The organism is Actinoplanes sp. NPDC023801, from assembly GCF_040639655.1.
GTDB lineage: Bacteria > Actinomycetota > Actinomycetes > Mycobacteriales > Micromonosporaceae > Actinoplanes.
This window is the reverse complement of the sequence record NZ_JBFAAI010000002.1, coordinates 151,456-164,013: the sequence shown is the minus strand read 5'-3', so window position 1 is coordinate 164,013 and position 12,558 is coordinate 151,456. Positions and strand designations below refer to the sequence as shown.

The window sequence follows — 12,558 nt, the reverse complement described above, 5'->3', positions numbered from 1 at the left end:
CCCCGAATCTTTTCAGGTATTGGCGGGTTCGAGGCGGGCCGCCCGGTTCAGCACGGCCTCGAACCTCTCGAAGAGCAGGTCGCGGGAGAACTGCTCCACGGCCAGTCGGTGTGCGGCGTCCCGGGCCTGTTTCAGCCACAGCTCGTCGCGCAGGTAACGGGCCAGTTCCGACCCGGCGGACTCGGTGTCGGAGGGGTCCAGCACCAACCCGGCACCGGTCTCGCGGAGCAGGTCGGCCTGCCATCCGCCGTAGTTGACGGCGATCGGCCGGGACGCGGCCAGCGCGTCGAAGAACTTGTTCGCCGAGTTGTCCCACAGCCCGCGGATCGGCCGGACGGTGCTGCTCGACATGGTGGCGGCGCCGAGGATCACCGGCAGCTCCGACTTGGGCACCTTCTCCCACATGTGCACCACCGAGCCGAGCAGGCCGAGCTCCGCGGCCAGGATCTTGGTCGGCTCCCACTCCTTGCCGTGCCCGACGATCAGCAGCCGCAGGTCGGGGTCGAGCCTGGTGGCCGTGTGCATGGCCCGGACCAGGTACCCCACGCCGTTGACCACGCCGAGCGCGCCGGTGTAGACCAGCAGCGGCCGGTCCCCGAGCCAGTCGTGTGCGGCCCGGAAACGGCGTACCTCCTCCGGATCGACGCGGAACAGGTCCAGGTCGGCGGCGTTCGGGATGACCGTGGTCGGCGTGCCCGGCCGGCGGGCGACGACACCGCCGGCCATGCCGGGGGAGAGGGCGACCACCTCGGACGCGTTGCGATAGGCGAAGTGCGCCAGCGCGCCGGCGGCCTTGCGCAGCACCGGATTGCGCAGCGCGCCCATCTCGATCGGTACCTCGGGCCACAGGTCGCGGACCTCGAAGACGAACGGCACCCGGCGCAGCTTCGCGGCGATCACTCCGGGCACCGCCACGGTCAGCGGTGTGCTGGTGGCGAACACCAGGTCGGCACGCAGCTTCGCCGCCTTCACGGCGGCCAGCACCATGAACTCGGCGAAGGCCCGCAGGCGGCGGGCATAGGACATGTTGTTGTTGTACGGAACACGGAACCAGTGGACGGTCACCCCGTCGTCGACGGTCGTGGTCCAGCCTAGCCGCCGTGCGCCCGGGGTGATGTCGGTGGTGATCACGTCGACCGTGTGCCCGCGCGCGACCAGCCGGCGGGCCTGCTCGTACGAGCGGATCCCCCCGGCCATGCCCGGATTGCAGTAGTACTGATGGATGTAGACGATGTGCATGCGTCTCAGCCCTCCCGAATCGCGTCCACGACGCGTTTCCGGTCGTGTTCGGTCAGAGCGGATCCGCTGGGCAGGCACAACCCGCGGCGGAACAGGTCGGCGGACACCTCGCCACCACGGGTCACACAGTCCTGGAAGACCGGCTGCAGGTGCATCGGCTTCCACGCGGGCCGGGCCTCGATGTCGCGCTCGTTCAGCACCGTGAGCAGCCGGTCCCGGTCGCCGTCGACGAGCGCGCAGGTCAGCCAGTAGTTGGGGACGCCGTACCCGGCGATCGGCATGAACGTCAGCTCGGGGAGTTCCCGCCGGTAGTACTCGAAGGTGGCCTTCCGTGCGGCGATCATCTGTTCCAGGCGCTGCACCTGACCCCGGCCGACCGCGGCGAGCAGGTTGCTGAGCCGGTAGTTGTAGCCGACCGCGCGGTGCTCGTAGTGCGCGACCGGCTCGCGGGCCTGGGTGGACAGGTATCGGGCCTGCTTGGCGACCCGGCTGTCGCCGGTGACGAGCATGCCGCCGCCGCCGGTGGTGATGATCTTGTTGCCGTTGAAGGAGAGCACGCCGGCCAGCCCGAACGAGCCGGCCGGCTGACCCCGGTAGGAGGCGCCCAGGGCCTCGGCGGCGTCCTCGATCAGCGGTACGCCGTAGCGGTCGCAGGCCTCCAGCAGCGGGTCGTAGTCGGCGCACTGGCCGTACATGTCCACGGTGATCACCGCGCGCGGCAGCGTGCCGCGCCCGGCCCGGGCCCGTAACTCCTCGGCGACGAGTGCCGGGTCGACGTTCCAGCTGTCCGGGGTGGAGTCGACGAACACCGGCCGGGCGCCCAGGTACATCACCGCGTTGGCGGTCGCCGCGAAGGTGAACGACGGCACCAGCACGGTGTCGCCGCGTCGTACCCCCGCCGCGATCAGGGCCAGGTGCAGGGCCGCCGTGCCGCTGCTCAGCGCGACCGCGTGCCGCACGCCGACCAGCTCGGCCACCTGCTCCTCGAAGGCGTCCAGGTCGGGGCCGACCGGGGCCACCCAGTTCGAGTCGAACGCGTCGAGCAGCAGTTTGCGTTCCAGGTCGCTGACGTCGGGAGGGGACAGGTAGATGCGCGGTTCAGTCATGGACGCGGGTCCTCACAGCCAGGATCGGCCAGGCCGGGTGCAGTCCCTGCCGGTGGATGAACATCGGGGAGTGGCCCGGGTACATGGCCGGCCGCAGCGTCGTGGCGAAGCTGCGGTACCCGGCCTCTTGCGCGATCCGCACGTCCCGGTCGCCGAAATCGACGGCCGGATGCCCGTACGGCGCGGCGAAGTCCCTGATCTCGACGCCGAGTTCGTCCTCGATCGCACGCTTGGAGTCGACGAACTCGGCCGTCACCGCCACGTCGTCCTGGTCGGCGAGCCGGTGGTGGGTGACCGTGTGCGACCCGAAGTCGAAGCCGGCCGCCAGCAGGTCACGGCAGTCCTGCCAGGTCATGTTGCCCGGTTGCCCGACCAGCCCCGAGGTCAGGAAGAACATCGCCGGGACCTTCAGTTCGAGCAGCACCGGAGCGGCGACTTCGAGCCAGGTGGGGTGGGCGTCGTCGAAGGAGAGACAGAACACCGGACCGGTCAGCGGCTTTGCGCCGGACAGCACAGCCAGCGCGTCGTCCCAGGACAACAGCGGTCCGATCCGCTGCAGGGCTCGCAGGTGGCGGCGCAAGTCCTTCGCGTACTCCGGCGGGACGTCGTGGTAGAAGGGGCAGTAGAGGCCGGGCGCGCTCGGCAGGCGGCGCCGCAGGCCGGCCGGGGCCAGGATCCGTCCCTGCAGCCGGGGCTGTGCGCGCAGGCGGCTGCGCAGTCCCAGTTCGTTCAGGCGTCGTCTGATCGCCGTCTGCATGCGATCGGCACCTTCCCGCTAGTCCGACTCCGCGTGGCCGCGGGGCAGTGCCCCGCGGCTCTCACCAACCATTGCAAATACGTGACTGGTGTGGCAGTAGCAATTGTCATAAGGAATGTGAGTATTATTCGCATCGATTAGAAATAGCCCGATCGGCTTCTTGTGGAATGGGCTTATGGTTGAGCATCATCAGGCCCGCCGGGCCATAATTGCGATCGGGGACCCTCATGTTGCGACTGCATCAGGTGCAGCCTGACGCCGCCCTCTGGGCAGACCGGGCGACGTACGCGGATCGGCTGATCTTCCACACTCCCGAGTGGCTCCGCTTCGTCGCCGAATGCCAGCGCGCCGAGCCGCTGCTGGCCACGGTCACCGACGGCGGCCAGATCGTCGGCCACTACACAGGTCTGCTGAGCAGGCGGTTCGGCATGCGTATCCTGGGCAGCCCGATGGCCGGGTGGACCACCTCCTACCTGGGCTTCACCCTGCGCCCCGAAGTTCCCCGGCGCGCCGCGCTGTCGGCCCTGATGCCGTTCGCCTTCGGCGAGGCCGGCGCCGCCCACCTCGAGATCCGCGACCGCGGCCTGACCGCCGCCGATCTGGACGGCCTCGGTCTCCGCTGGGACGACGCCCCGACCGCGGTGATCTCATTGATTCCGGGCGAGGACGAGCTCTTCGGATCGATGGCCGGTGCGTGCCGCAGAAACATCCGCAAGGCCGCCAAGTCAGGCGTCACCGTCGAGGAGGCGGCCGCTGATCCCGCATTCGCCGACGAATTCTACGATCAATTGCGGGACGTATTCGCCAAACAGAATCTGGTACCGACCTATTCGGTGGAAAGAGTTCGGTCGTTGATCCGTCACCTCGGACCGGCCGGCCGGGTGCTGCTGCTGCGCGCCCGCGATCCCGAGGGCCGCTGCATCGCCACGGCGGTCCTGCCCTGGTACCACCGCACCATGTACTTCTGGGGCGGCGCCAGCTACCGCGAGCACCAGCACCTGAGGCCCAACGAAAGCCTCATCTGGTACGCGCTGCGCTGGGCCAGGTCGCGCGGTGTCACCGAGTTCGACTTCGTCGGCGGCAACTCCTACAAGTCCAAGTACGGCACCACCGAGGTCGCGGTTCCGTGGGCCCGCCGTTCCCGTTCGCCGTTCGTCGCCCACCTGCGCGACGCCGCCAAGCAGGGCTTCGCCCTCAAGCAGAGAACCGTGGCCCGCCTCACCGCGGCCCGCTGACCTCGCCGGCCGTACCGCGGGAAGGTTCGGGAGAGCTCGACCGGTGGCAGGGCCACCGCGGCCGCAGCTGCAAGAACTGTGAAATCAGTGCAACTTCTTGCCGAAACATAGCCGCCATATCGTCGCGTCTGGATTTTCGTCATTCGCGCGGCCCGGCATTTTCCCGTAACCGGCCGGAGGTGCAGGAGCCCATCCTGAGCTGCAATGTCGACAGCGACGCGGCGAAATCGACATGGGTGCGAAACACATTGAAAGAACTGCAAGAACTTGCAAGAAACTGGGTTTCGTCAATAGGGTCCAACCGCACTCCGTTCCCGGCGGAGTGCGTCACCGACCGGAGGAAGACCCATGACGAAGGACCCGAGTGGCCCGGAGCCGGATCCCGGCAGGCGCCGGACGAGACGGGTGATCGGCACCGGCTTGACCGTCCTCGCGCTCTCACTGTCCACATTGGCCGGTACTCCCGCCGCCGCTGCGCCGGCGGATTCCAGGATCGATGACCGGGTCACCGCTGCCGTGGCGGACGGCCGCGAGGCATCCTTCTGGGTGCTGCTGCGCGACCGGCCCGACCTGGCCCCGGCCACGAAGGCGAAGGGCAAGGCCCGGGCCGGAGCCGTCCACCGGGCCGCGACCGACAGTGCCGCCCGCAGTCAGCGGGGCCTGCGCAAGCTGCTGACCAGCCGCAAGGCGAAGTTCAAGACGTTCTGGATCGCCGACACCGTCAAGGTCACCGGCGACGCCCGTCTGCTCGCCGAGGTCGCGGCCCGCCCGGAGGTGAAGGCCGTGCTGCCGGACACCCCGGTGACGCTCCCCGCGCCGGTCGCCGGTGCCGTGCGGGCGACCGTCGACGCCGTCGAGTGGAACGTTGACCGGATCGGCGCTCCGCGGGTCTGGGCCGAGAACGGCGTCCGCGGTCAGGGCGTCGTCGTCGCGAACATCGACACCGGTGTGCAGTTCGACCACCCGGCACTGGCCGCGAGCTATCGCGGGCGGCAGGCCGGCGGCGGCTGGACGCACGACTACAACTGGTTCGACCCGACCGGGCTCTGTGCCGACGGCACCCCGTGCGACAACAACGGTCACGGCACGCACACGATGGGCACGATGGCCGGCGCCGGCGGTATCGGCGTGGCTCCCGGCGTCAGCTGGATCGCTGCGAAGGGCTGCGAGCACAGCTCCTGCTCGGTGGAGGCCCTGCTCGCGGCCGGACAGTGGATCGTCGCGCCGACCGACCGCAACGGGCAGAACCCGCGCCCGGACCTGGCTCCGGACGTCGTGAACAACTCGTGGGGCGGAGCGGCCGGGTTCGACCCGTGGTACTCCGACGTGGTCCGTTCCTGGGTGGCCGCCGGCATCTTCCCGGCGTTCTCCAACGGCAACGCCGGACCGGGTTGCAACACCTCGGGCACGCCCGGCTCCTACGCCGGCACGTACGCGTCGGGGGCGACGGACGCCGAGGACCGGATCGCCTGGTTCTCCAGCCGCGGCACCGGTCAGGACGGCGGCGTCAAGCCGGACCTGTCGGCGCCCGGCGTCGACATCCGCTCCAGCGTGCCGGGCGGTGACTTCGCGGCCAACAGCGGCACGTCGATGGCTTCCCCGCACACCGCGGCCACCGTGGCGCTGATCTGGTCGGCGGCTCCGGCGCTGCGCCGGGACATCGCCGCCACCAGGGAGATCCTGGACGAGACGGCGATCGACACGAACGACACCAGCTGCGGCGGTACGGCCGGCGACAACAACGTGTTCGGGCAGGGCCGCCTGGACGCGTACGCGGCGGTGCGGCTCGCGGTGAGCCCGTCGGGAAGCCTCACGGGTACGGTGCGCGCGAACGGCGTACCCCTCGGCGGGGTTGATCTGACGCTGACCGGAACGGCGTCGCGGACGGTGACCGCCGCGGCCGACGGCGCCTATCGTTTCGGCCGGCTGCCGGCCGGTTCCTACCGCCTCCGGGTGGCCCCGTTCGGGTACGACCCGTTCGAGACCGGCGTGACCATCACGGCCGGTGACGCCGTGACTGTCGATCCGGCTCTCACCAGCGCGGCCTCCGGTGTGGTGTCCGGCGTGGTGACCGGTGCCGGAGTGGCGCTCGAGGGCGCCGTCGTCGGGCTGACCGGAACCCCGGCGACCGTCACCACCGGTGCTGACGGGCGTTTCCGGCTTGCCGCACCGCACGGCAGCTACGAACTCACCGTGCGTCCGCTGGGTGGCTGCTTCGCCGCCGAGAACCGATCACTGACGGTCAGCGGTGACGTCACCCTCGACCTCGCGTTGCGGCAGATCGTGGACGGGTACGGCTACCGCTGCGCCCCCGCGACCGAGGCGTACCGCCCCGGCACCGAGAAGTTGCCGATCACCGGTGACGACGCGGTGACCGAGGTGACCCTGCCGTTCGCGGTCCCGCTCTACGGTGTCGCCCGTAACCGCGCCTGGATCAGCACCAACGGCGTGATCGGGCTCGGCAGCCCGAGCACCTACTACCAGAACACCGCCCTGCCGGACGCCGCCGAACCGAACCATGCCTTCTACGCGCTCTGGGACGACCTGGTCGTCGACGATCCGGCCGGTATCTACACGGCCGCCGGCGCGGACACCTTCGTGGTGGAGTGGCGCAACGTGCGGTTCTTCGGCTACGACGGCCGGATCTCGGTCAGTGCCGTCCTGCACGCCGACGGCACCGTCACCTACGGGTACCGGGGCCTGTCCGGGGAACGGTCGAGCGGAGCCGGGGCCACGATCGGCGTGGAGAACCCGGCGGGAACGGCCGGTCTCGCGTACTCCGTCGATGCCGCCTCGCTGCGGGAGGGCACCGGGGTGACCTTCCGGCCCGATCCGGTGAACCGCATCGCGGCGACCTTCAACGTCACCGCCGAGACTCGATGGGGTCAGCAGGTCCTGGTCGTCGGCAACCTGCCGGAGCTGGGCGGGTGGGACCCGGCGCGGGGCGTCGTGCTCGACGCGGCCCGTTACCCGGTGTGGTCGGGAGGCGTCGCGCTGCCGCCCGGTACAGCGGTGGAGTTCAAGTACGCCAAGCGGGATCCGGACGGGACGGTCACCTGGGAGCCGGGTGCCAACCGCACCACGGTCACCCCGCCGACCGGGCAGTACATCACCCACGACACCTTCGGACCGCACTGATCCGGCATCGATGACCGGTGTGGCACGTCCCGCCCGGCAAGGGGACGTGCCACACCTGACGGTGATTGGCGCCGGCTCGTGCCCGTCTTCCCGACCGTGCCGCTCGCCCGGTCGTTCCTGATCAGCCATCGGCCGCGGATGGACCGGGCACGCCTGCACCTGCCCTCGGACCCGGCCGCCGCAGCCGGGCCGGTACATGGTCGCCGATGGTGTGGGCGCTGCTCAAGGTGTGAGGCTGCACCGCGTGAGGCTTCACCGCGTGATGTGCGGGATGGGGTTGAGCAGCCCGGCCGGCATGTACAGGCCCTGCCGATCGGCACGCACCGCCGCCGCGGTCCGCGACTCGGCCCTCATCTTCAGCATGATGTGCTCGAGGTGCCCGACCGCGGTACGGGCGGTGATCCGCAACTCGTTCGCGATCGCCGCGTTGCTGCGCCCCTCCACCAGCAGGCCGAGCACCTGCAACTCGCGGCGGGTCAGGCCGTACGTCTCCGGCGGCGGCCCCAGCAGCATCATGGCCCGGTAGTGGCCGGGCGGCTCCGGAGGGCAGGCCAGCGCCGTCACCCGCAGCAGGACCGGCTGTCCCGGCGGATCCTCCCCCGGCACCAGGAATCGCGCCAGCGTGCGATCCGGCGTCAGCAGCGAACCCAGCAGCCGTAACGTGGCCGGTTCCACCCCGAGTTCCCGTGGGCCCGGCAGTCCCGGCAGTCCCTCGGCGCGTCCCGCCCGGGTCAGCACCACACCGGCTCGGGCGTCCTGCACCATCCCGGTGAGCGTGGTCAGGGTCCGCAGCGGATCCACCACGTGCGCGATCAGCGGAGTCAGCATGACCAGCAGGTCGACGTCCTCGTCCCCGAGCGGCACCGGCGACTCGGTGTGCGCGCCGAGCAGCCCCACATACCGCCCGTCCGCGGTGACCAGCGGGACCGACACTCCTTCGGCCAGCCCGGCCGGTGCGAAGTGGTCGACCCAGACGGCCAGTTCGGACACCGGGACCGGCGAGTCGACCACCCGGATCGGCCGGCGCCCGCGGTGCATGCCGACCCGTTCCACCTCGGCCATGAACTCCCGGCTCGTCAGATGGTGCCGCAGGCGTGGCCGGTGACCCGGGGTGGCGACCGGCTCCTGCAGCCAGCGTTCCGGGTCGAGCAGGCTGAGCCAGGCCGCGTCGTGGCGCAGCACCGGGCGTAACGCCTCGATCAGCGCCTCGGCCCGCTCCCGGACGCCGACCCGCAGCGCCGCGACCCGCAGGATCTCGGCCGTGATCCGCCCGCCGACGGGAGGTTGGCCCACCCGTCCATCATGGCCGCTCCGGTGGTGTATCGGCACGCTCCCGGCGGGGTCGGCCGATCAGGCGGTCCAGGTCGCCGCCCCGGCGGGATGGCCGAGGAACGTCTCGATCCCGCACAGCCGCAGGATCATGTCGACCGACGGGTGGACGGCGACGATCCGTACCCGGTCCGGACCGGCCGCCGCCTCCACCGCCCGTAGGGCCCGCAGCCCGGCGTGGTCACAGAAGTCCATCCCGGTCAGATCCAGCCGGATCAGTTCCGGGCCCCCGTCCAGCAGCTCGGTCAGCTGGCGCAGCATCGGCGCCGCCGTCCGGGTGTCGAGCTCACCGACGACCCGGACCAGCAGTTCGCCGGGGCCGGCCCGCCGCGCGGTGACGGTGAGATCTTCCTGAAGTTCTCGCACGCGCCCTCCCGTACCGATCCGTACCGCGGTCGACGCTACTCAGCGGCGGTCGGTCCGGACATCGGAAGAAACTCCCACCCGTTCCGCGCGAACAGACAGCATCGACCAGCTTCCGGACGGAATCGCTGGCCGCCGGGGTGCCCACCGGGTGTGCTGCGGCACGGTCACCACCACGATGTCGCCGGGGCCGTCTCGGCGATGCCGGCACGTTCCGCTTGCCGTTGGGTATGACCATGGGGTCCACCGGTGAATGAGGGAGTCAGCGATGTTCGTGCTGTTCGGACTGCGGAGCAAGGACCACGTGATCGGCACACGGGTCATGACGTGCGAGATCTGCCACTGGGAGGCACCGCAGCAGATTCTGCGGCGTACCACGAAGTTCACGTTGTTCTTCGTGCCGTTGTTCCCGGTGAAACCGGCGAGCCACTACATGGTCTGCGGCCACTGCCTCGGCTTCCGCAAGGCCGATCCGCGCCTCATCGCCGCCTGAGGCATGTTTCCGTCCGGGACGGGTAGCCCCACGTCGGAACTGAACGTGTCTGCCCCCTGGAGGAAACGTGACAAGCCCGCAGAGCGGCGGGGACGTGTTCGATGTCCTCGCCGGTGACCACCGTGACGTCACCGCCCTGATCGGTGAGATCTGGACGGTCAAGGACCCGATGATCCGGCGTGACCTCACCGACACCGCGATCAGCGAACTGGTGCGGCACGCGGTGGCCGAGGAGATGTACATCTACCCGGCCATGCGCAAGTACCTCGACGACGGCGAGAAGGCCGTCGAGCACGACATCGAGGAGCACAAGGAGCTCGAGGTGACGATGAAGCGGCTGGAGGACGTGGACGTCTCCAGCCCCGAGTTCGACCAGGCGCTGCGCAAGCTCGAGGAACTGCTAGCCGACCACGTGCGCGACGAGGAGCAGGAACAGTTCCCGGAGATGCGCCTGCGGATCCCCGCCGACGAACTGGCCGGGCTGGCCGGGAAGGTCGAGACGGCGAAGAAGCTGGCTCCGACCCGGCCGCATCCGGGCGCGCCGAACAGCGAGCTGTTCCACAAGCTGGTCGGGCCCGGGGTGGGGCTGGTCGACCGGCTCCGTGACCGGCTCACCCACCGCGCCACGAAGTAACGGTCAGGCCGGCTGGATCCAGTCGAAGGTGCGTTCCACCGCGCGGCGCCAGTTGGCGTACTCGGTGGAACGCACCGCCGGGTCCATGGCCGGCATCCACTGCCCGGCGATGTGCCAGTTGCGGCGCAGGCCGTCGAGGTCGGGCCAGTAACCGACGGCCAGGCCGGCCGCGTACGCCGCACCGAGGGACACCGTCTCGACGGCGAGCGGGCGTACCAGCGGCACGTCGAGGACGTCGGCGATCATCTGCATGAGCAGGTTGTCGGCCGTCATCCCGCCGTCGACCTTGAGCGTGGTCAGGGTCAGGCCGGAGTTGGCGTTCATCGCGTCGACCACCTCACGGGTCTGCCAGGCGGTCGCCTCCAGCACCGCGCGGGCCAGGTGTCCCTTGGTGATGTACGAGGTCAGGCCCACGATGACGCCGCGTGCCTCACTGCGCCAGTAGGGCGCGTACAGGCCGGAGAAGGCGGGCACGATGTAGCAGCCGCCGTTGTCGGCGACGGTCCGGGCCAGCGTCTCGATCTCCGGCGCGCTGGAGATCAGCTCGAGCTGGTCGCGGAACCACTGGACCAGGGAGCCGGTGATCGCGATCGAACCTTCCAGGGCGTACGCCGCCGGCTCGCCCGCGATCTGGTAGGCGACCGTGCTGAGCAGGCCGTTCTCCGGGGGTACCAGCTCCGTGCCGGTGTTGAGCAGCAGGAAACTGCCGGTTCCGTAGGTGCATTTCGCCTCGCCGGGCGTGAAGCAGGTCTGCCCGAAGAGGGCCGCCTGCTGGTCGCCGAGCGCGGCGCCGATCCGTACCCCCGGAAAGCCCTGCGACGCCGTGCCGAAGCCGCCGATGGACGGCCGCACCGCCGGCAGCATCGCGCGGGGGATGCCGAAGAAGTCGAGGGCCCGCGGGGACCAGTCCAGCGACCGGACGTCGAGGAGCATGGTGCGGCTGGCGTTGGTGACGTCGGTGACGTGCTGGCTTCGGCCGGTCAGGTTCCAGATCAGCCAGGTCTCCATGGTGCCGCACAGCACCTCGCCGCGTTCGGCGCGCCGCCGCAGGCCGGGCGTGTGGTCCAGGATCCAGCGCAGCCGCGGCCCGGAGAAGTACGTCGCCAGCGGCAAGCCGGATATCTCGGAGATGTCGGAAGCCTCGGCCCGGGTGAGAAGAGAGTTCACCAGCGCGTCCGTGCGGGTGTCCTGCCAGATGATCGCCCGCCCCACCGGAACCCCGGACAGCCGGTCCCAGACAACCGTCGTCTCCCGCTGGTTGGCGATGCCCAGCGCCGCCACCTGACCGAGCTCGATCCCGGCCCGGCTCAGGACCCGGGGAGCGAGCCGTTCCACGTTGCGCCAGATCTCCATGGCGTCGTGCTCCACCCAGCCGGGCCGGGGGAAGTACTGCTTGTGCTCCTGCTGCGCGAGCGACACCAGCTGCCCGCGCCGGTCGAAGACGATGCACCGGGTCGAGGTGGTGCCCTGGTCGATGGCGACCACGTATTTCTCCGTCATCGGGTGGCCCCCAGGTCCCGGGAGATCGCGCGGGCGGCGTCGCGTACGTAGGCCACCAGCTGGGCGCGAGGCCGGTAGCGGCTGTCGCAGAGCCGCTCGACCGGGCCGGAGACGCCGATCGCACCGACCACCAGGCCGCCGTAGCCGCGGATCGGTGCCGCCACCGCGGCCTGCCCGAGCAGGAACTCCTCGATCTCGCTCGCCCAGCCGGCGTCGCGTACCCCGTCCAGGGCGGTGGCGAGCGCGCGCGGATCGGTGAGGGTGAGCCGGGTGAAGGCTTCCAGGTCGGGGACGGGACCGCCGGCCCGGTAGGCGAGCAGTACCTTGCCCAGCGCCGTGGCGTGCAGCGGCAGCAGCGCGCCGACGTCGAGGGTCTGGAAGGTGTCGTCCGGCCGGAACACGTGGTGGACGACGAGGACCCGGCCCTCGAGGACGGTGCCGATCCGGACCGCCTCGCCGCTGCGCGCGGCCAGCGGATCGGCCCAGTTGATCGAGCGGGACCGCAGTTCGTTGATGTCCAGGTAGCTGGTGCCGAGGTGCAGCAGGGCCCCGCCGAGCTGGTAGTGCCCGGAGACCCGGTCCTGTTCGACGAACCCGACCAGCTGCAGGGTGCGCAGGATGCCGTGGGTGGTGCCCTTCGCCAGGTCCAGGGTGCGGGCGATCTCGGTGAGCCCGAGCCGGCCCGGCCCACCGGCGAGCGTCCGCAGGATCGCGGCCGCTCGTTCGATCGCCTGCACAGTGCCCGGCATGTTTCGGACTCTATG

At 70.4% G+C, this 12,558-nt stretch carries 11 protein-coding genes; 4 read left to right on the top strand and 7 right to left on the bottom strand.

What is annotated here, in order from left to right:
* Window positions 1–12: 12 nt before the first annotated feature.
* Genes AB0G04_RS05285 through AB0G04_RS05275 form a run of 3 tightly spaced genes read right to left on the bottom strand, consistent with a single transcriptional unit; the run spans window position 13 to window position 3,102 of the window.
* Complete coding sequence (locus tag AB0G04_RS05285) at window positions 13–1,239, bottom strand: glycosyltransferase family 4 protein (protein ID WP_360976744.1); 1,227 nt, start codon at window positions 1,237–1,239, stop codon at window positions 13–15.
* A 5-nt stretch (window positions 1,240–1,244) separates the two neighbouring features.
* Window positions 1,245–2,345: an aminotransferase class I/II-fold pyridoxal phosphate-dependent enzyme gene (locus AB0G04_RS05280; protein ID WP_360976741.1), complete on the bottom strand. Its 1,101-nt coding sequence runs from the start codon at window positions 2,343–2,345 to the stop codon at window positions 1,245–1,247.
* On the bottom strand, window positions 2,338–3,102 hold the full coding sequence (locus AB0G04_RS05275) for a polysaccharide deacetylase family protein (protein ID WP_360976738.1): 765 nt from the start codon (window positions 3,100–3,102) through the stop codon (window positions 2,338–2,340). Before AB0G04_RS05275 ends, AB0G04_RS05280 begins: the two co-directional genes overlap by 8 nt.
* A gap of 227 nt (window positions 3,103–3,329) precedes the next feature.
* Here AB0G04_RS05275 and AB0G04_RS05270 point away from each other — a divergent pair, with 227 nt between their 5' ends.
* Both AB0G04_RS05270 and AB0G04_RS05265 read left to right on the top strand, forming a co-directional pair.
* Window positions 3,330–4,337, top strand: coding sequence for a GNAT family N-acetyltransferase (locus AB0G04_RS05270; RefSeq protein ID WP_360976735.1), 1,008 nt, complete (start codon window positions 3,330–3,332; stop codon window positions 4,335–4,337).
* Between the two features lie 348 nt (window positions 4,338–4,685).
* Window positions 4,686–7,475: a S8 family serine peptidase gene (locus tag AB0G04_RS05265; RefSeq protein ID WP_360976732.1), complete on the top strand. Its 2,790-nt coding sequence runs from the start codon at window positions 4,686–4,688 to the stop codon at window positions 7,473–7,475.
* A 252-nt stretch (window positions 7,476–7,727) separates the two neighbouring features.
* Here the strand turns inward: AB0G04_RS05265 and AB0G04_RS05260 are convergent, their stop codons facing one another.
* Complete coding sequence (locus tag AB0G04_RS05260) at window positions 7,728–8,768, bottom strand: LuxR C-terminal-related transcriptional regulator (protein ID WP_360976729.1); 1,041 nt, start codon at window positions 8,766–8,768, stop codon at window positions 7,728–7,730.
* A gap of 57 nt (window positions 8,769–8,825) precedes the next feature.
* Window positions 8,826–9,170 carry an STAS domain-containing protein gene (locus tag AB0G04_RS05255; protein ID WP_360976726.1) on the bottom strand — a complete coding sequence of 115 codons (345 nt, stop codon included), beginning with the start codon at window positions 9,168–9,170 and terminating at the stop codon, window positions 8,826–8,828.
* Window positions 9,171–9,435: 265 nt separating this feature from the next.
* On the opposite strand from AB0G04_RS05255, the gene AB0G04_RS05250 reads away from it, so the two are divergent.
* Window positions 9,436–9,660 carry a zinc-ribbon domain-containing protein gene (locus AB0G04_RS05250; RefSeq protein WP_360976723.1) on the top strand — a complete coding sequence of 75 codons (225 nt, stop codon included), beginning with the start codon at window positions 9,436–9,438 and terminating at the stop codon, window positions 9,658–9,660.
* Window positions 9,661–9,727: 67 nt separating this feature from the next.
* Window positions 9,728–10,294: a hemerythrin domain-containing protein gene (locus AB0G04_RS05245; RefSeq protein ID WP_360976720.1), complete on the top strand. Its 567-nt coding sequence runs from the start codon at window positions 9,728–9,730 to the stop codon at window positions 10,292–10,294.
* A 3-nt stretch (window positions 10,295–10,297) separates the two neighbouring features.
* Here AB0G04_RS05245 and glpK read toward each other — a convergent pair whose 3' ends face one another.
* Together glpK and AB0G04_RS05235 are read right to left on the bottom strand one after the other, a co-directional pair.
* Window positions 10,298–11,794 (bottom strand): glycerol kinase GlpK, encoded by a 1,497-nt coding sequence (glpK, locus tag AB0G04_RS05240; RefSeq protein ID WP_360976717.1) that lies wholly within the window; start codon window positions 11,792–11,794, stop codon window positions 10,298–10,300.
* Window positions 11,791–12,543 (bottom strand): IclR family transcriptional regulator, encoded by a 753-nt coding sequence (locus AB0G04_RS05235; protein WP_360976714.1) that lies wholly within the window; start codon window positions 12,541–12,543, stop codon window positions 11,791–11,793. The genes glpK and AB0G04_RS05235 overlap by 4 nt, the downstream gene beginning before the upstream one ends.
* Window positions 12,544–12,558: the final 15 nt, after the last annotated feature.